The sequence below is a fragment of the Photobacterium sp. GJ3 genome (genome assembly GCF_018199995.1).
In the GTDB taxonomy this organism is placed as follows: Bacteria; Pseudomonadota; Gammaproteobacteria; order Enterobacterales; family Vibrionaceae; genus Photobacterium.
In genome coordinates, this window is the sequence record NZ_CP073578.1 from 1,917,836 (window position 1) to 1,936,381 (window position 18,546).

The following is an 18,546-nucleotide window of genomic DNA, read 5'->3' on the forward strand; positions in this document are numbered from 1 at the left end:
ACACACATTAAAACTGATGATCGGCTGTGTCCGGATTCAGATTGGTCACGCCAATAATACCTGCGGCACGCTCAATCTCTGCGGTTTGTTTCACCAGCCCGATGATTGCATCGTTCACCAGTTTGTGACCGGCTTTGTTGCTGGCTGCAATCAGCTGATCAAAATGCTGATTGTTCTTCTCAGCCGATTCGACCAGGGTATACACCTGCGCACGCGCCTGATCGAACTCAGCCTGAATTTCTTTAGCTGCGTTCGCATCTTTTTCTGCAACCAGATCATGCAGACTCGGACCCTTCAGCATACTGCCGTCTGCACGCTTGTAGCTGCCGGTGTAGACGTTGTAGATCCCCTGCTCGTTGTAATAATGGGAATTGTGGGTGTTATCCGAGAAACAATCATGCTCGTCTTCGGTGGAGTTGGCTTCCAGCGCGACTTTCATCCGTTCACCTGCCAGTTCACCCAGAGAAAGTGACCCCATGCCAAACAACATCTTACGCAGGCCATTGTCCGGTGAATCTGCCAGCAGCTCCGCACGGTAGTTGTCTTTCTCGGTCGCCGACCATTGCTTGGTCATCCAGTCCAGATCGGTCAACAACAGATCCGATGCCGCTTTCAGGTAAGCACGGCGGCGCTCACAGTGGCCATGGGTACAGCCTTCACCAGACACAAAATCTGTATAGGCACGCTCACCGGCACCCGCGTCTGTCCCATGCAGATCCTGTCCCCACAGCAAGAACTCAATGGCATGATAGCCCGTGGCAACGTTCGCTTCAGAACCACCAATTTCATTCAGTTCGGCCAGCAACTCAGGCGTGATTTCAGTGGCATTAATAGTCACATTACCCACCTGAATCTTTGGATTCGCAATGATATTGGCGGTCGCGCCTTCATTGCCCAGCTCGTGGTGATAGCCTTTCGCGACATAATCAATCAGCCCTTCATCCAGCGGCCAGGCGTTCAACTGGCCTTCCCAGTCATCCACAATGGCATTGCCGAAACGAAAGACTTCTGATTGCTGATAAGGGATTCGCGCCAGTTTCCAGGCAGCTTTCGCTTCCGTCAGCGTCTTCTCAGAAGGGGTCGCAATCAGAGCATCAATGGCTTGATCAAGGTGTTGTGCCGTTGTGTGGGCATCGTGATAAACGTGAAAAGCCAGATCGGCATAGTGATTCACAACATCTTGTTTGGTCGTCGCAGCCTGCGTGCTGCCAGCCACCATCACTGATGCGGCGAGAAATGAAAGGGCAAACGTCTTATTCATGTAACTTTCGTCCGTGGTCAGGTGAGTAACAATAAGGTTCAAATTGATAATCATTATTATTCACGCAAAAAACAATAACAAGTAACAGATAGACACAATTTGAAAGATATCGCGCAAAATACATACAAACAGAAAAATGCGACACAAAAGACACCCATCTCACGCTGTGCTTTATGACATGATGCTTTATTCATCTGACTTCACCGTGAGTCTGGCCAGCGCTGGGTGACAGATGGGGTCTCAAAAACCAGACAAAGCCGAGAATCTCTGGTCAGAACCACCATATTCGTCAGAAAAGCTTGAAAATCGAGCAAATCATGGTTTTCATTGTGTTTTTTGATAGAAGGCTGAACAATTCACATGCTAGAATTTCGCTTTCGCGAAGGGGACCTGCCTGCACCCCAATCATTCACGCAGCTGTTTACCCTAAAATAAGAAATAATTCATGAATTAGCCGTGACAAGCATTTATCTGGCCAGCCGGATAATGCATGCGGCTGATCAGGTGGGAGAGCAACATGGACAAACATGAAGAAGTCCTTATCGCCCTGCGACAGATCATTCGAGCAATCGACCTGCATTCAAGGCAACTGAACAAATCGACCGGTCTGACCGGGCCACAACTTGTCTTAATGAAAGCGATTCGCGATTCTGGTGAAGTCACCATTCGCCAGCTGTCGAAAAATACCAATATGAGTCAGGCGACGGCGACAACAATCCTGGATCGATTAGAAAAACGCGGGCTGGTGGTTCGCGAGCGAAGCACACTGGATAAACGAAAAGTCCATGCGCATCTGACCGATGAAGGCAAAGTTTATCTCGACAAAGCTCCCCTGCCTTTGCAGGAAAGTTTTGTCTCCCGGTTCCAGAAACTGGATGAGTGGGAACAGTCGCTGCTGCTGTCTTCGGTACAGCGCATTTCCTCCATGATGAATGCAGAGCATCTGGATGTCGCGCCGATGCTGGAAGTGGGCAGCATTACGCAAGCACATCCGGACGATAACACCGGCACGCATTAACGCACCCTTGATTCCAGCTTGCTTCACCGCCGGTGTCTCCTCCGGCGGTCTGATCCCTCCCAAAATTTGTGATTCATTTCTCCCCGGACTCATTTCTCACACAACCAACACTCTGATAGTATTCATGCCATCTTTTCAACGATTGGAAGTGAGCATCGCATGCTGCTTGAGGGTGTCGAAACCTTACTGGTCCTCGCCAAAGAAGGCACGATGAGCCGGGCCGGGAGTCGTCTGTATATCAGTCAGAGTGCGGTCAGCAAGCGCATTGCACGGCTGGAGCAGCGTTTAGGAAAGAAACTGGTGGTGCCGGATGGCCGGAATATCAAACTCACACCCGACGCTCTGGCCCTGGTGGCGCAGGTTGGCCCCGGATTCCATGAGCTGAAAGGTCAGATTTTTGAACAGCAAGCCATTCAGGATCAAACGCCGATTACACTTGCTTGCTCCGAAACACTGGTTGCAGGGTATCTGGCCCCGCTGATGGGCCGTTATCTGCAGCAGGATCCCCATCTGGTGATCAACACACATCATACCCCCGTGATTATCGAGCGGGTGCAGGCCGGTGATGCCACGCTGGGTTTTTGTGCCGGTCACCTACCGCCGCAACACGGCTTGCAGGTTGTCCATCTAATGAATGAGCCCTTCACCGTGGTCTTCAGTCAACCTTTATCAGGCCCACCCAGTGTGTTACTAACCAATGATCTCAGCAATCCGGCCAATGCCTATCAGGCAGGACTCCTGCAACAGACCGGGATTCGCCCGCTGATGGAAATGGACTCTTACACCGCTGCCGCGCAATTGGCTCTGGCAGGTGCCGCACCCGCGCTGGTGCCTTTGTCTGTGGTCAAAACACTGGCAATCGATGATTCACACTGCCAGTATTTTGCCTTTCTGGACGGGTTTAACCGCCCGATTTACCTTTGCTATCGTCAGCACAGCTACCGTGCCGATCGTGTCCGGCGACTTATTGAAACCATTGCGGATTTTGTTCCCAAAGCAGCTTCAATGCCATCAGCATAGACATCACAACGACCATAGGCCGGATCAGCTTCCGGCCTTTGCTGACCACCACTTTCGCGCCCATTCTCGCCCCAATAAAACCACCGACCGCCATCACCAGTCCCACTTCCCAAACCGGTAAACCCGCCAGAATGAAAAACAGTAACGCCGCAATATTTGAGGTGAAATTCAGGACTTTAGTCCGGGCAGTTGCTTCAACGATCCCCAGTCCCGCCAGCGTCACAAAACAGATCGTGAACAGCGAGCCCGTCCCCGGTCCGAAAAACCCATCATAAAAGCCAATCCCGATCCCGACACTGAAGGCAAACGCTCCCTCTGAGATTCTGGCTTTGCCGCCATGAATACTCGCCTGAGGCGCCAAAAGGAAATAAAGCGAGATCGCAATCAGCAAGATAGGAATCAGACTCGTCAGGATACTGGCATCAATCCGTTGGACCATTTCAGCCCCGAAGGCAGATCCGGCGAATGTAAAAGCGATGGCCAGTGCCATCTGTCTGAGATTGACCATGCCATTGCGAACAAAATAATAAGTCGCGGAAAAGCTGCCAAAGGAGCTTTGCAGTTTATTGGTGGCCAGTGCCTGTGTCGGCGGAATGCCCGCCGCAAGCAGCGCCGGGACCGTCAGCAGTCCACCGCCTCCCGCAATGGCATCAATGAAAGCCGCCAGCCCGGCGACGAAAAACAATAACGCGAGAATCTCAACAGATATATCCATACATCGTTCCACAAAACCACACCAAACATCCCCCAAAAGTCATACTGAGCAGGGGCTTACGGACAGAGAAGGTATCATCCTTACTTGGCAGGCAATAGCGAAAGAAAAGATATCAATTCATTCCGCTTTGGAATCATTGTGTGACGCGCCAATGACTCAGGCACAGGCTGTGTCAGCACTATAATTGAGGAGAAGGAGGAGGTATCGCTTATGTGGCTTGTTTATCCAAACGCAGCGGATGGGGTAACGCCGAGATCAGAATCCTTGCAAACCTGGGTGGATGCAGCGCTTCAGGCGCTGGAAGACTTTTTCAAATCACCGCAGGACAACGTCGTCGAGTGAGTTTCAGATTTGCGTACGAATCCGCATGAAAACAAGGGAGCGACGGCTCCCTTATCGCTTCCCAATTCAGGATTAGCGGACTTTCGCACGTCGATTTCTGCGCAATGTGCTTGCCAGACCCAGTAACCCGACCCCAAGCAAAGCCACACTCGCAGGCTCAGGCATATCCTGTGGCGGCTGATTCAAGGTGAGATCCCCAAGCGCCCACTCTTCGAAACCTGAATCAAACTCATCAAAGCTTGAGTACAGCACGAAGTAAATCTGATCATTTGGGATACTGGAGAAATAGTCTTCATGAATAAAAAAGGCTAAATCCGTCGCCCCGCTGCCCGGCCCATTGTTATTCTTACTGGCATCCAGCCGAATTGAATTATCCAGAAATGCCCCATTGTCATCCCAGTCCAGACTCCAGAGTAACGTCTGGTCCTGCAGATTGTTGATATCATCCACATTCTGCATCGGTGTACTGGTGGCAAACAGCATCAGATTCGTCAGGACGATCTCATTATCCTGACCGGTCTCGTTCACATCCAGAATAAACGAGTAAAAGCCATTGTTTAGCTGAAGCTCAGACAACAGAACATCCCGTGTAAAATTTCCTGACGGATGTTGATCCATCATATAGGGATCCGTCGTACTGGTATTAAAACCTTCCTGAATACCATTGCCATCGCCATTCGCATTGGCGCCATTCCCTCCTTCCTGAATCCTCAGGAATGAGCCCAAATTCCCGGAACCTGCCCCCGTTTGCTGATACACAGTGACATAACTGTCACCCTGATTCCCCATGTTTAACAAGGCTTGATCTGTTCCTGATACCGCCAAATTGATCTCAGCTGCGTTCGCTGAGACGACGAAACAACACGATACTGCCAGTGCTAGCTTACTCAACAATTTCATGCCTTGATCCTCTGCTACTACTGTTAGGCAATGAGTAAGGAGCAAGAATTAGTCCAAAAGTTAACCACTTCAAATCACAACAAAAGTTTTAAGCCTTTCCGGTGAGGTGTAAAAAAATCTGACACTAGTGATCGGGGAAGGATTTCGGATCATTTCAGCTGCCAGGCCAAGCTGAACCATGACATAGCGTTTGAAGACTTCATCGTAAGGTTGCGCATCCAGCGCTTTTTGCATGCAGTACAACCAGGCATTTTTTTCTGCCGTTGTCAGCCGGAGGCGTTTGCGACTGGCCGACAGATAACGCCGACCATTCGATTTGGTATACAGCGGCGTTTCTCCTGACATCCATGCCTTGAGAAAAGCCTGTAAGGACTGGTGGAATTCCGTCAGATCATCAGGATATTTTTGTCGCAGCACGGCCACTTCCGGCAGCGTGTCCAGACAATGACAGAAAGCATCGGTCAACTGACAGATCCCCGCCTGCCCCCCAGCCGCATTCAGCCGATTCTGGCCCTTTGAATAATCTTTGATGTCCAGACTGACAATGTCAGAAATATCACGCTCGGGGGTATCACAGTCACGCTTTCCAGAACTCAGTGCCTCACCTAAGTATCGGCAAAATATTGGGGTACGTGCTGAATTTGTGTATTTGAAATGGGACAAAAGAAAGCCTTCGCAATCTGCGAAGGCTGTAAGTTGCATAACAGGAGAAGAAAGACTGCCTTTCGGCACAGTTATGCGACAATCGATTACAGTGAGGCGCTGTAAATCGTCTGATTCTGCTGATAGAGTTTCAGGCGTTCCGTAAACTTGGCAATCCGCTGAGATTCCGCGTTCTGTGCTAATTTCTCTAACGCAATTTCCTGAGCACGGACCGCCTGCGGGAACTGGCCACATGCGGCATAGGCAGCAGCAAGGTTGTCGTAATCTCCAGCGTCAGCCTGAGTTTTATGAATCACTTCCTTTGCCAGTTTCAATGCCAGATGACCATCCCGTTCCTTGTCATTCTCACAGGTTGCATACAACCAGACCAGATTTCGCTTTGAATTAATGGAACCGCCGTTCGCTGCCTCTGTAAACCAGTGAATCGCTTTCCCGCAGTTCACCTTGCCATCGGCACCGGATGCGTAATATACACCCAGTTCTTCCATGGCCGGCAAGTCGCCTGCTTTGGCCGCTTTGGTATACCAATGCACAGCCAGTTCGTTATTCTGTGGCAGCAACTGACCGTCTTTAAACAGATCACCAATCATGGTTTTCACTTCTGGCATGTCAACAGATGCTTTTTCCAGCCAGTACAAACCTTTCATCGGATCGGCTGCAATTCCGCTGTTGCCTTCCAGATAGGCGCGGCCCAAGAAGAGCTGCATATTTTTATCGCCTTCTTCGGCTTCAAGTTCTACATATTTCAACGTCGACTTCAGATGATTGGTTGGTTTGGTCGTCACCGAAGCCTGCACAGGCTGAAGGCTCACCCCCATCAGGGCAATACCAAATAGTGTGCCGAATGCAATCTGTTTCAAATTCATGAGTCCGTTCAATGCAGGTGCAAGCAGTTTGCCACTAGATGTCATAAGTTGTTTCTCTTTGTTCCTTTACACGCAATGGAAAAGAACTTTAAACAAGGGCAGGTCAAAAAACAACCAGCCAAATCTGGGCAACAGTGACTGTATAAAGCGACTTTGTTTTCAAAGCGTACAAAAATCAGCGAGTTGAAAGATAACGGATACGATTATTTTTAGGCTAAAATGAGATATAGATCTTGTGTTAAATTAAGATAAATCACAATTTCAGCACATTCTGCTGCGACTTAAGAAAGTATTCAGATTGGTGGGCACTGTGCCTGAACCGGCAAAGAAAAACCGGTTGGTGCGAAGCCAACCGGTTGACTGTGGAGTTTCAGATAAGGCTTACTGCTTATTCATACCCCAGATCGTAGCTGCCCTCGGCGTTATCTGTGACTTCCACATCGTAGCTGCCATATCCGGAGAACTCAGGAATTGCATCATCGACGTCACACATGATTTCGAAGTCATAGTAACCTTTCGGTACACTGGGCATGCCGTAAGAGTAAGATCCGTCTCCGTCATCATTGGCCGTTGTGATGTAGTCCGGATCATCGCCTGATGTCGGGCCGTCACCCAGAGACTTGAACAGATAAATCAGTTTCATGGCATCTTCAACACAGGCAGATTCCAGTACATCACCGACGATATCGACTGCATCCACATGATTGACCAGCCACATACCTTTTCCGGTCAGCCCATAAGCACCACTGTCTTGCATTTCCAGAGCACTGTATGGGTCGATCATCATGGAATAGGTTTGCGGATAGCCTGCTTTATCTTTCAGATTAAAGCCGGCGAATTCCAGCTTACCGCCCAGGTCAATGGCTTTGTAGTCACCATCATATTCCTGCACATAGGAATACGGGCTGCCGGAACTGATATCAACATCACCATCGAAGTCGATGTCATAACCACCATAGGTGCCCTGATCATTGATATTCAGCGTAACGCTCACATAATCATCGACAGGTAATCCCACACCTTTAAGCAAATACGCCAGATCATCACTCATATTCAGCAGGTCGATCAGCACCATGCCGTCCGGTAATGCATCTTTAATGATTTCAGATGGTGGCACACAGTCAGGATCAGACTTCAGTGCTTCTTCAATCACTTCATTGGTGTATTCTATCACATTGCCCGCGCTGCCCTTCAGTTCCAGACCGGTAATCGCCAGACACACTTTGCGTGGACCGTCATAGCCGTCGCCCGGATCTCCTGGGTCGCCCGGATCACCCGGATCGGTTCCAGGATTCTCTGGCACCACAATGGTGACAGGAACTTCCTGCTGACCATCTGAGTCCAATGGTGTATTGGCAGCATTATCTGCACTGTCTGAATCACTACAGCCCGCCACTGCCATCATGGCGAGCATTAATAGAATTATACTTTTCATGTCATCACCCCTACGACAATACTTATTTGTTCGTTATTCATTCAAATCCGGCCGCCACGCCTTGGTTTCAGTCATTGAGTGGTTAGTCAGATGGCCGACTCCAACACTAAAATTCTAGGCACTCTGCTGAGTCAGAAAGCGCAATCGTGTGTGACACTAACGAATGAGAAAGGGGTCTTACGAACAAGACAAATCTGACAGAGCTATCTGCCGTGAAGCAAAAAAGTAAGACAAAATTCGCAGATTGATGCATCAAAAAAACCAGCCGAAGCTGGTTTTTTCAAATCATATCCAATGAGATGGTTCAGGCAGGGTTGATTGCGGTATCCTGAGCATCGGTATCCAGAGTTTCACCCAGTACCAGTTGCTCAGCCCCCGGATTCGGTAATGATTTCGGCTCCTGACCGAAACCACGCAGACCCACCACATGCACATGCTCGCGATCTTTGAAGATCTTCCGCACCAGTTTGTAAGTTGTCCCTCGCTCTGGACTGATGTTTTCAGGCGCAGCAATCAGCAGCTGCATATCCAGACGTTCACACAGCTCAAAGAGCGTCGCAATCGACTTGGCATCCAGACGCGCAGCCTCATCCAGGAACAACAGGCGGCACGGAATAATATCTTTTCCACGCAGGCGTCGGGCTTCTTCTTCCCAGCTCTGCACCACCATCAGCAAGATTGCCTGACCGGTACCAATTGCCTCACCCGTCGACAGTGCACCGGATTCAGCCTGCAGCCAGCCATCCGTCCCGCGGTTAACTTCAATACTCAGCTCAAGGTAGTTCCGGTAATCCAGCAATTCCTCGCCCAGTGTTTGCGGCGAACGCTGACCCAGCTCAATATGCGGGTTCAGGCGCTGGAACAACTTGGCAATCGCTTCTGAGAACGTCAGGCGATTGTTGCCAAACAGATCCTGATGCTGATCCTGCTGTTCAGACAGACCACTGAGCAATGCTTCATGCGTTTCACGCACGTTCACATTCAGGCGCACGCCTCTGACCTGACCAAAGCCAATGTTCTGCAGTCCCTGGTTCAGCATCTTGATTCGGTTCTGCTCACGCATAATCGTTTTACGGATGATGTTCGCCACACTGTCGGAACTGATCGCCAGGCGTTTTTCACGGGCAGTCAGTTCTTCGGTCAGGCGCGCCAGCTCCACTTCCATTTCTTCAATGGCTTCCACCGGATCATCGGTGCGGATAATATCGTGGCGGATCCGCTCACGCAGATGCTGATACACGGCAATATAAAAGAGCACTTTCCGTTCCGGACGGGACACATCTTCCGACTGACGCAAGGCATCTCGCAAGGTCTCGTTACCCGATACCGCCAAACGCAGGGCACCCAAGGCTTTATCCGACAGAGAACGGAGCTCATCGGCACTCATATAGGCCATTTCGCGACGATGCAGGCGGCGCTCGACATCACTTTCACGTGCCAGACGCAAGACGGCACACCAGCCCGCCTTGGTATTGACCACCAGAGTGCGCAGATCTTTGTAATCCTTCTCGACTTTACGCAGACGCTTCACCAGATTGCGCATTTCCATGTCAATCGAGGTGGTCGATTTTTCCAGCTCGCTGCGACGATTGCGAGAACTGTGTAAACGCTCATGCAGCTCGTCACGGCGTAAACGGGCACGTTCTTCTGCTTCCGCATCGGCACGAACCCCAAGTTCCTGCAGTTCGCGCTCAAATTCCTGAACCGTTTCCAGTTTGGCCTGATGCGAACTTTTCAGAGACGCCAGCAGCTGGTTGTACTGATTATTCTGAGTTTGTGACTGCTTCAGATTTTCACGCTGACGGGTCCGTTCACGTTCTGCAGCTTCCAGCTTGGCTTTGAGTTGCTCGTTCAGCTCTGAACTCTTACTGAGCAGTTCCACTGCATCGGCATAACCAAAGTGGTGACGACGTTCAACCAGATCAGACAGCGCAAAGATTTGCGTTTTCAGCGTTTGCAGGGCTTCATCTGCAGCCTGATAGTCAGCCTGCATCGCATCGAAGCGCTCCGGGTCTGTATCCAGCGCCGACACCAGACCTTCCAGCTCATCCAGTGCTTTACCGAAACGATCCAGGTACTGACGCGCGTCATCAATCTGGTTCAGTTGCTGCTCAACTTCTTCCAGACGGGCGGCCAGCGTCTCATCTTCCAGTATACTGACCACAGGTTGCAGCTTGGATAACAGCGACAAGCCTTCACGAGCAGCCGTCAGCTGGCTGCGCTGCTGTTGCTCAGTCGCTTCTGTATCATTCAGCTGACGCTGAACCTGACTGCGCTTTTCCCGGGCGATACGAATGGCTTCTTCCGGATCCGGTTCAAAAGCAACAGCCAGATGACTTGCCACGAAGGCATTAAAACTTTGATACAGACGTTGGAGCTTCTGCGCATCAAACGACGCTTTGGCATGATCTTCAACAATCTGATCCCGAGATTCACGCAGAATCTCCAGACGTTGTTCACGGGCAGCACGGCCAAACAACGGGACTTTCGGGAAACGTGAATAACGCAGTTGCTGTTCGTTTAACTGAACACAAACCGCACCTTCCAGTTCATCCACCACAAAGCTGCTGTCATCAAAAGACTCCGCGTCACCCTCAATGATGTACAGGTCATCCGGGCAATCATCCAGCATCGGCAGTTTTTCACGGATAGCCTGCAGATCCTGCACCACAATGGCATGACGGGCCGGACCATACATGGCACTGAAATACGGAGCATCATCAAGGGTGATGTCGTCATAGATTTCAGACAGTAAGGTGCCGCCCAGCACTTCAGCGATGACGCGCAGACGTGAGTCATCACTTCCACCCGGTAACGCCAGGCGCTCAATTTCCTGCTCCACGTCCTGCTTGCGTATCGCCAGTTTGTCACGGGTGTGAATGGCTTCACGCTCCGATTCCAGCGTTTGATGCATGGCCGTCATGACAGCCTGACTGTCGTACAGCGTCTGCTCAGACTGAGCCGCCAGTTTTTCCAGTGCATCACTGGCCGCAATCCAGGCCGGCGCCTTGGCTTCCAGGGCCGTGATGTCCTGTGACAGTTGCTGCTCCTGACGACGCAGCTCACCCCGTTGGTCGACCAGTTCAGACTGCTTCAGTTCCAGACTGTCGAGCGTGGCTTCGTGACGTGCCTGCTCTTCTGCCAGTGCCAGTTCGCTGTCGACAGTCACTGCAAATTTTTTGGCATAAGTCTCTGCCAGTTCCTGCGCCTGACGCTGGTGACGCATGCTGCGTTCCAGATCGCGATACTGAGCACTGAGCTGTTCGCTGCGCTGGGCAATCATGCGCATTTCACGACCGGTAGCCAGCAGTTCACGTGCCTTCTCACCCGCCACGGCACGGTCGACCGCACCGGCAATGGTGATCACCAGTTGCAAACCTTTCTCAAACTGCTGCGCAGCGGCTGCAGACATATCCAGCTTATGCTTCAGGGCCAGCAACGCCGTGGTTTGCGTGTCCTGCTGTTGTTTCAGATCCGACAAACGCTCAGGCGCATTGTCTTTGTCCAGTGTGTCATCACCTGTGATCGCGCACGCTTTTTCCAGCGCCTGAACCGCCTGCTGATATTGCAGTGCCCGGGTTTGCTGGGAGTCCAGTGCCTGCTGGTAATCCGCCAGCTGTGATTTCAGGCTGTCGACTTCTTCTTCGCTCAGCATGGCCTGTTCTTCAACCATGGCGAGCTGTTCCGCCGCTTCCTCGACAATCATCACCTGCTCTTCCAGGCGTTCTGTCAATTCCAGCAGGTCATCCCGGTAACGCTCGATTTTCTCCTGCTGACGCACAGCCGTCTGAACCAGTTGCAGGTGATCAGATGCCGCCTGATGATCTTGTTCCAGTGCACTTTCGTTTTCTTTCAGCTCGTCGAGTTCCATCGACAGATTGCTGTACACCTGCTGCTGATCCAGCAGGGTCTGGCGCGAACCCAGCAATTCATTGCGGAGCGTCAGTGTCTGTTCCAGCTTGGCACGGCGCTCGTTGGCGTGGCGCATATAGTCCGCGGCAACATAGTTGGTCGCTTCCGTGATCAGGTGCTTGAAGAGATCACGGTCATTTTGTGTCACTTTAATCGCTTCCAGCGTCATGCGGTTTTCACGCAGCGCTGCTTCCATATCCTGGAAAGCCTTTTTAACCCCGGAGTTATGCGGCAGCAGGTAATCCCGCAGCGATCGGGTGATCGCACTGGAAATCCCGCCATATAACGAGGCTTCAATCAAACGGTAGAACTTAGAACGATCGGTGCTGTTGCGCAGTTTCTTCGGCAGTACACCAAATTCAAACATCTGTGTGTGGTAATCAGTCACCGAGTTGAAGGTTTTGAATTGCACCCCTTCGTACTGTGCCACGGTCTCTTTCACGTCATTCAACTGACGGACCCGAGCCTGATTGTCGGAAATGGTTTCGACCAGAATGTCTGTTGGCTTCACTGCCGCTGGCAGGCCCTGAATCAGAAAAGGTTTAATGTCGACTTTCTTATCACGTCCGGCAACCTGCTGCAGTTTCACTGCAAAGATCACCCGCTGATTCTTGGAGTTCACCACATCCAGCGCGGAATAACAGGCACCCGGCTTGAGTTTCCCGTGCAGACCTTTGTCACGCGATGCTGCCGAACTGCCCGCTTCCGTGGTATTTCGGAAATGCAGCAGGCTCTGATCCGGGATCAGCGACGTAATAAATGCGGCCATGGTGGTTGATTTACCGGCACCATTACCACCAGAAAGCGTCGTCACCAGCTGGTCGATATCAAAGGTCCGGGCAAAGAAGCCGTTCCAGTTCACCATGGTGAGAGACTGATACTTACCGCGCTCCATCAGGCTTGTTCCTCCTGCGCTGTTTCTTCTTCATGTTCAGACGCATCGTCAGCCAGATTATCAATCAGGCTGGATTGTGTCGGTGGCTGCTGATGAACAACGGCTTCACCATCGCGGATCAGTTTCAATTGTGCTTCCCGAATATCATCGCTGGTCCGCACATCGGCACCAAAACGGAACACCGCTTCGCTGATCCGAAATTTTCCGGTATCACCCAGCATGATCACCATGCCCAGACGACGCATCCGGCGCAGTGAGGTTTTCACTTTATCGAACAGTTTTTCACGGTCGAGATCCGAGCCGGATGCCCGGTTCGTGACCAGTTTCATCAGCTTTTTCTCGTCTGCCAGCGCCAGCAGTTCGTCGAAGAGTTCCTGATTGGTAAAAATGCCTTCATGGGCCAGACGTTCAGGGCTGAGATACAGGAAACACAAGACTTTCCCCACCAGCATATCCAGTTCCGACAAGACAGAGCGACCAATCAGAGACGTCGAGCGCGGGCGCAGGTAAAAGAAGCCTTCCGGCGCGCGAACCAGTTCAGCGTTGTAACGCTTGTAGAACAGCATCAGATCCTGCTCAAATTCCAGCAGGAAAGCATGGTTGTCCAGATCTTCACTGGACACGTGACGGCCAGAACGAAGCGCGTTGTCCAGTGCCGGAAACAACGGATTGGCAATGGCTTTGGCCAGATTCTCTGGCATAAATTCTTCAATAGGTGTCAATGACATTGGCTTGTACCTTGGCTCCGTAGTCGTTGATCATTTCCCAGTCAGGCTGGATTGCAGTGAAGTCTGACTCGGAATATCCCAGTCTCACGGCCTGATCGACAATAATACGAGCTAAATCAAAATGTTGTGCATGTGGATGTTGTGCAAGATAATCCCGCATCAGCGTGCCGAGTTGAATGGCGGCGCCTTGCGATTTATGGGTATCCAGCATTGCGGCAATCTGTTCACTGAGCTGATCATTCACCAGACTCAGTTCTTCAAATTCCACCTGATCCGGCACGATACCGGTCACTTCATCATCCCGCAGGACCAGTTCCTCATCCCGCATATCCAGCAGACGCTCCGCATCGGCGTAGGTCAGCTGCCACGGGGCATCAAAGAACTCAGCCACCGACTGACGTAACCGCTGACTGAAAGCGCGGTTCTTGTCCATGTCAATGGCGGTCCGGATAAATTTATGGACGTGACGGTCGTAGCCAATCCACAGATCAATCGCCTGCTGGCCCCAGTTCACAATCCGATCGAGTTTGGCCTGGAGGGAATACACCATGCCATCAATATAATCCAGCGCCAGTTCAGACTCTGAACCCACAGCTTCCTGAATAGACAATAATTGGGTTTGCAGCTGATCGCCTGCCGCCTGCAAGGTATCCTGCAATTCCCTTAAGGTACTGGATGTTTCGTTCAGCAGGCTTTCACAGTTGGTAATGGCGGCGCGCCAGTCCTGATTCAGCAGTTCAGCGATGTCTTGCTTGACCTGCTGCTGCTGTTCATCCATGGTGCGCTGGTTCAGATCAATCCGATCAAAAATTTCGGCCACTGAATATTTCAGGACCGCGTAAACATGCAATTTCCAGTGCTGTTCGTCGCCCCCTTCATGGGCAGCCACGGCAGCTTTGTTGAGCTCATCCGCCACCATCGCCAGTTGAATCGACAGCTTCATCGACGAAAACTCACGGTGACGGGAATAGTAATCTGCAATACCAAGTGCCAGCGGACTCAAGCGGTAAATACTGGCCCCTTCGGTCAGTTCACTGGTAAAGCGGGAAATCAGGCGTTGCCTGACCAGCTCGTTAATTGCATTGTTTGCCCGAAAAACCAGGGTGTCTTTCGACTGTTCAAACAGGTCGCTGACGATTTTAAACGCATCGACCAGCTCGCCTTCCCCCAGTTCTTCATCCAGGCGTTCACCACTCAATACAGCAATCGCCAACAAAAATGCCAGCCGTTCCGTGGGCAGGTTAAGGGCGAATTCATGCTGTTTCACCCAAGTCACCAGCTCAGGAACGGTCTGGGATTGGTCACTCATCCGTTGTCCTTATTTGTTAGATTTATTGCACGCAACAGGCTATGCGGGCCTGCTGTTTACTGCAACGGCTTTTGGGCGTAAACGTGAATGTAGCGCCCTAAAGATAAATACGGTTCCTGACGACAGATACCTTGTTCCATCGCCAGCAATTGTTCGAGGCTGAATTCGCCAACCCGGCTGGTTCGCATGTAGTCATGGAAAGTCCGTACACCCGTTTTTCCCAGGATCTGAAAGCCGCCTTCCGTGAGCCAGGCATACACCTCTTCCGGCTTTTGCGCCGACTGTGGCTGAAGCTTGAATCGTTTGCGGTGAGGCATCCCCTGTTCAACGTGGGTCAGATTACCGCAAATCAGATTTTTAAACAGCAGGCCATTATGGTTATAAAACATGACAGAGATGATCCCGCCCGGTTTTACCTGCTGCATCAGCAATTCCAGTGCCGCCCGAGGGTCGGTCAGCCATTCCATGACCGCATGAAACAGCACTAAGTCGACCGGCTCCTCCAGATGTTCATCCACCTGCTGAACCGGACAATGGACCAGACGATATTGCTCAAGCAAGCCGTTTTTGGCAATTTCCTCTCGGGCCAGCTTGAGCATTTCTCCAGAAAGATCACATAAAGTGATCTGATGCCCCAGCCGCGCAATCAATTGGGACAACTGTCCCATCCCACCGCCAGCATCCAGCACGCGCAATGATGCGCCCGGACCGGCCTGATTGGCGTCAAGGGTGTGTAAAATCTGCTCCAAATCTTGCCATACGACAGTCTGACGGATCAGCCCTTTTGCTGTACCGTAGATGTTTTCTGAGAACTTTTGGGCTAAATCATCAAAATTTCGATCTCTGATCACGTCAGTTTTCGTTATGATAGCGTTCTTGTCAGATGCTTATTGTGTCACAAGCTTTAGAGGAATAAAGGCTTGGAGCGTGTTTTCAAGCTCAATTGCTGAAATTTCGGACGACCTGATATGTTTGAACTGAAAAAAATCTTGTCGGCGTTTCTGATGCCCCTGCCATCCCTACTGTTGATTGGCTTGCTGGGACTGCTGATACTCTGGTTTACCCGCCGACAGAAACTGGCTTCATGGCTGCTGACACTTTCTTTACTGGGTATTTTCCTGGTCGCTTTTCAACCGGTTTCCACCGCGTTACTCAGCCCGCTGGAACGCGGCTATAAAGGTTACATCCACACCGGAAAACCGGTCGATTACATCATGGTCCTTGGCAACAGCCATGTTGTTGACAAAGATCTGCCCATCACCTCTGAACTGTCCCGCGCTTCGCTGATGCGTCTGGCAGAGGCGATCCGAATTCATAACCTGTCTCCCGGCTCGCGAATCATTCTGTCCGGATACGACGGTGGCACGGAGATCAGCCAGGCCCGGATGATGGCCAAAGTCGCCATCGCACTGGGGGTGAACAAACTGGACATCCTACTGCTGGAAACTGCCAAAGACACCTGGGAAGAAGCGTTTCAGGCGGCATCTGTGGTCGGGAAACGGAATCTGGTCTTGGTGACCTCAGCCAGCCACATGCCGCGGGCGCTTACAGAATTCAAACAAGCCGGGCTCAATCCAGTCCCTGCACCGACGAACTTTCTCGCCAGCGATGAAATCCATCAGCCCTGGCTGAAATATGCCCCCAAAGCCCAGTACCTGGAACAGACTGAACGCTTCTGGCACGAAACCCTCGGACGCTGGTGGCAGCACCTGCGGGATATGGCAGACAGTGCTGCACCGGTCAATGTGGTTCAGCCGGATACCAAAGCCGACGCAGCCTGACCGCCTATTTCACATACACGACCTTTCAGTCACAGCCGGAAATCTTCCGGCTGCCCCTTCAATTCGTACACAATTCAGCCAATCTGACGACAAATCCAATCCATATTCTATTTAGTTTTATCATGTGACATTTTTGAATAGTTAAAGTTATGAGTAACCATTCCTTCCGGTCGACTGAATCCCTATGATGCGGAAAACCTTTTCGTCAAGACAGCCTTTTGCAACATAACCTTCGGGCTGCACACTTTTGAAACAGAGAGAAGTATGTATCTAATCGTGAATCTGGCGATTTTTGCGTTGCTTATCGCCCTGCTGGTGAAACAGCAACAATCTGATCAGTCACTGTCCAAACGCGTCTTTACGGGTCTCGGACTGGGGGTTGCCTTTGGTGCCGCGCTGCAGTTCTTCTATGGCGAGGGGAACGAAGCCGTTGCCGCCACCCTGAAATATGTCGGCATTGTGGGTTCTGGCTATGTCAGCCTGCTGAAGATGATCGTGATGCCACTGATCATGGTGTCTATTATTGCCGCCATCGTGAAAGTTAAAAACGCTGGATCTCTGGGTAAAATTGCCGGTCTGAGCATCGGAATTCTGCTGGCAACGACCGCAGTGTCTGCACTGATTGGTATTCTGGTCAGCAACATGTTTGGTCTGACTGCCGAAGGGATTGTTCAGGGTGCGCGCGAAATTGCCCGCGGAGAAGCCCTGCAAAACCGTCTGGCGACCGTGGAAACCCTGTCACTGGCTGACATGATTATTTCTTTCTTCCCGGGGAATCCGTTTGCCGATCTGGCAGGCAGTCGTCCAACCTCGACCATTGCCGTTGTGATTTTCTCTGCTTTTGTCGGGATTGCGAGTCTGACTGTGATTCGTACCCAGCCTGAATTGGGTAAGAGTCTGGAAACCTTCGTCAATGTGGCTCAGGAAGTCGTCCGGACTTTGGTTCGCATGGTTCTGGCCCTGACCCCTTACGGCGTTCTGGCTCTGATGACCAAAGTCGTGGCCGGATCGAACTATGGCGATATCCTGAACCTGCTGAACTTTGTTGTTGCTTCTTATGTGGGTCTGGGACTGATTCTGGTCATGCACCTGCTGCTGGTTGCTGGCATTGGCGTGAATCCGGTTCGTTTCCTGAAGAAGATTCTGCCGGTCCTGACCTTTGCTTTCACTTCCCGTTCAAGTGCAGGCACCCTGCCACTGAACATTGAAACTCAGGTGAAGAAACTGGGTAACGGTGAAGCGGTCTCGAACTTCTCAGCATCTTTTGGTGCGACCATGGGCCAGAACGGTTGTGCCGGTCTGTATCCTGCCATGCTGGCTGTGATGATTGCGCCAACGATCGGTATTGACCCGCTGGATCCAGGCTTTATTCTGACTCTGATTGCCATTGTGACTGTCAGTTCATTCGGAATTGCCGGTGTGGGTGGCGGTGCGACTTTCGCTGCAATCATTGTGCTGTCTGCACTGGATATGCCAGTTGCTCTGGCAGGTCTGCTGATTTCCATCGAGCCGCTGATTGATATGGGCCGTACTGCAGTCAACGTGAGTGGTTCCATGACGGCAGGCACCATCACCGCCCGTGTGTTAGGTCAGGCGGATCAACGCATCTTCGACGAAGATGAAGAAATCAGCGGTGAGCGTGCAAACGCATAACGCCCTTCTCTTCATTTCTCATGCATCAGCCCGGTCGAGTACCGGGCT

Annotated in this window: 15 protein-coding genes; 5 read left to right on the forward strand and 10 right to left on the reverse strand. The window is 51.4% G+C overall.

What is annotated here, in order from left to right; translation table 11 throughout:
- Positions 1-7: 7 nt before the first annotated feature.
- A complete protein-coding gene (locus tag KDD30_RS08605; RefSeq protein ID WP_211645427.1) occupies positions 8-1,261 on the reverse strand; it encodes an imelysin family protein in 1,254 nt (417 codons plus the stop codon).
- A gap of 517 nt (positions 1,262-1,778) precedes the next feature.
- Here KDD30_RS08605 and KDD30_RS08610 point away from each other — a divergent pair.
- Positions 1,779-2,279 (forward strand): MarR family winged helix-turn-helix transcriptional regulator, encoded by a 501-nt coding sequence (locus tag KDD30_RS08610; protein ID WP_211645428.1) that lies wholly within the window; start codon positions 1,779-1,781, stop codon positions 2,277-2,279.
- Positions 2,280-2,438: 159 nt separating this feature from the next.
- On the forward strand, positions 2,439-3,299 hold the full coding sequence (locus KDD30_RS08615) for a LysR family transcriptional regulator (RefSeq protein ID WP_211645429.1): 861 nt from the start codon (positions 2,439-2,441) through the stop codon (positions 3,297-3,299).
- On the opposite strand, the gene KDD30_RS08620 is transcribed toward KDD30_RS08615, so the two are convergent.
- Positions 3,244-4,014, reverse strand: a complete 771-nt coding sequence (locus tag KDD30_RS08620; protein ID WP_211645430.1) for a TSUP family transporter — start codon at positions 4,012-4,014, stop codon at positions 3,244-3,246. The genes KDD30_RS08615 and KDD30_RS08620 overlap by 56 nt on opposite strands.
- Before the next feature lie 210 nt (positions 4,015-4,224).
- Between KDD30_RS08620 and KDD30_RS24750 the strand changes: the two genes are divergently transcribed.
- On the forward strand, positions 4,225-4,356 hold the full coding sequence (locus tag KDD30_RS24750) for a hypothetical protein (protein WP_256449214.1): 132 nt from the start codon (positions 4,225-4,227) through the stop codon (positions 4,354-4,356).
- Between the two features lie 72 nt (positions 4,357-4,428).
- Here KDD30_RS24750 and KDD30_RS08625 read toward each other — a convergent pair whose 3' ends face one another.
- The 8 genes from KDD30_RS08625 to cmoM all read right to left on the reverse strand — a co-directional run bounded on the left by KDD30_RS08625 (position 4,429) and on the right by cmoM (position 15,915).
- On the reverse strand, positions 4,429-5,256 hold the full coding sequence (locus KDD30_RS08625) for a PEP-CTERM sorting domain-containing protein (RefSeq protein WP_211645431.1): 828 nt from the start codon (positions 5,254-5,256) through the stop codon (positions 4,429-4,431).
- 69 nt (positions 5,257-5,325) lie between these two features.
- Positions 5,326-5,919: a globin gene (locus KDD30_RS08630; RefSeq protein ID WP_211645432.1), complete on the reverse strand. Its 594-nt coding sequence runs from the start codon at positions 5,917-5,919 to the stop codon at positions 5,326-5,328.
- A gap of 86 nt (positions 5,920-6,005) precedes the next feature.
- The gene (locus KDD30_RS08635) at positions 6,006-6,785 is read right to left on the reverse strand and encodes a tetratricopeptide repeat protein (protein ID WP_249199047.1); all 780 of its coding nucleotides are present in this window, start codon (positions 6,783-6,785) and stop codon (positions 6,006-6,008) included.
- Positions 6,786-7,173: 388 nt separating this feature from the next.
- Positions 7,174-8,220, reverse strand: a complete 1,047-nt coding sequence (locus tag KDD30_RS08640) for a hypothetical protein (RefSeq protein ID WP_211645434.1) — start codon at positions 8,218-8,220, stop codon at positions 7,174-7,176.
- 304 nt (positions 8,221-8,524) lie between these two features.
- Entirely contained in the window at positions 8,525-13,030 is a 4,506-nt protein-coding gene (gene mukB / locus KDD30_RS08645) for a chromosome partition protein MukB (RefSeq protein WP_305800648.1), read from the reverse strand.
- Positions 13,027-13,755, reverse strand: coding sequence for a chromosome partition protein MukE (mukE, locus tag KDD30_RS08650; RefSeq protein ID WP_211645436.1), 729 nt, complete (start codon positions 13,753-13,755; stop codon positions 13,027-13,029). The genes mukB and mukE overlap by 4 nt, the downstream gene beginning before the upstream one ends.
- Positions 13,736-15,064, reverse strand: coding sequence for a chromosome partition protein MukF (mukF, locus tag KDD30_RS08655; protein ID WP_211645437.1), 1,329 nt, complete (start codon positions 15,062-15,064; stop codon positions 13,736-13,738). The genes mukE and mukF overlap by 20 nt, the downstream gene beginning before the upstream one ends.
- Before the next feature lie 56 nt (positions 15,065-15,120).
- Positions 15,121-15,915: a tRNA uridine 5-oxyacetic acid(34) methyltransferase CmoM gene (gene cmoM / locus KDD30_RS08660; RefSeq protein WP_211645438.1), complete on the reverse strand. Its 795-nt coding sequence runs from the start codon at positions 15,913-15,915 to the stop codon at positions 15,121-15,123.
- A 117-nt stretch (positions 15,916-16,032) separates the two neighbouring features.
- Between cmoM and elyC the strand changes: the two genes are divergently transcribed.
- Positions 16,033-16,845 (forward strand): envelope biogenesis factor ElyC, encoded by an 813-nt coding sequence (gene elyC / locus KDD30_RS08665; protein ID WP_211645439.1) that lies wholly within the window; start codon positions 16,033-16,035, stop codon positions 16,843-16,845.
- Between the two features lie 264 nt (positions 16,846-17,109).
- Positions 17,110-18,498 carry an L-cystine transporter gene (locus tag KDD30_RS08670; protein WP_211645440.1) on the forward strand — a complete coding sequence of 463 codons (1,389 nt, stop codon included), beginning with the start codon at positions 17,110-17,112 and terminating at the stop codon, positions 18,496-18,498.
- The last annotated feature ends 48 nt before the right edge of the window (positions 18,499-18,546 follow it).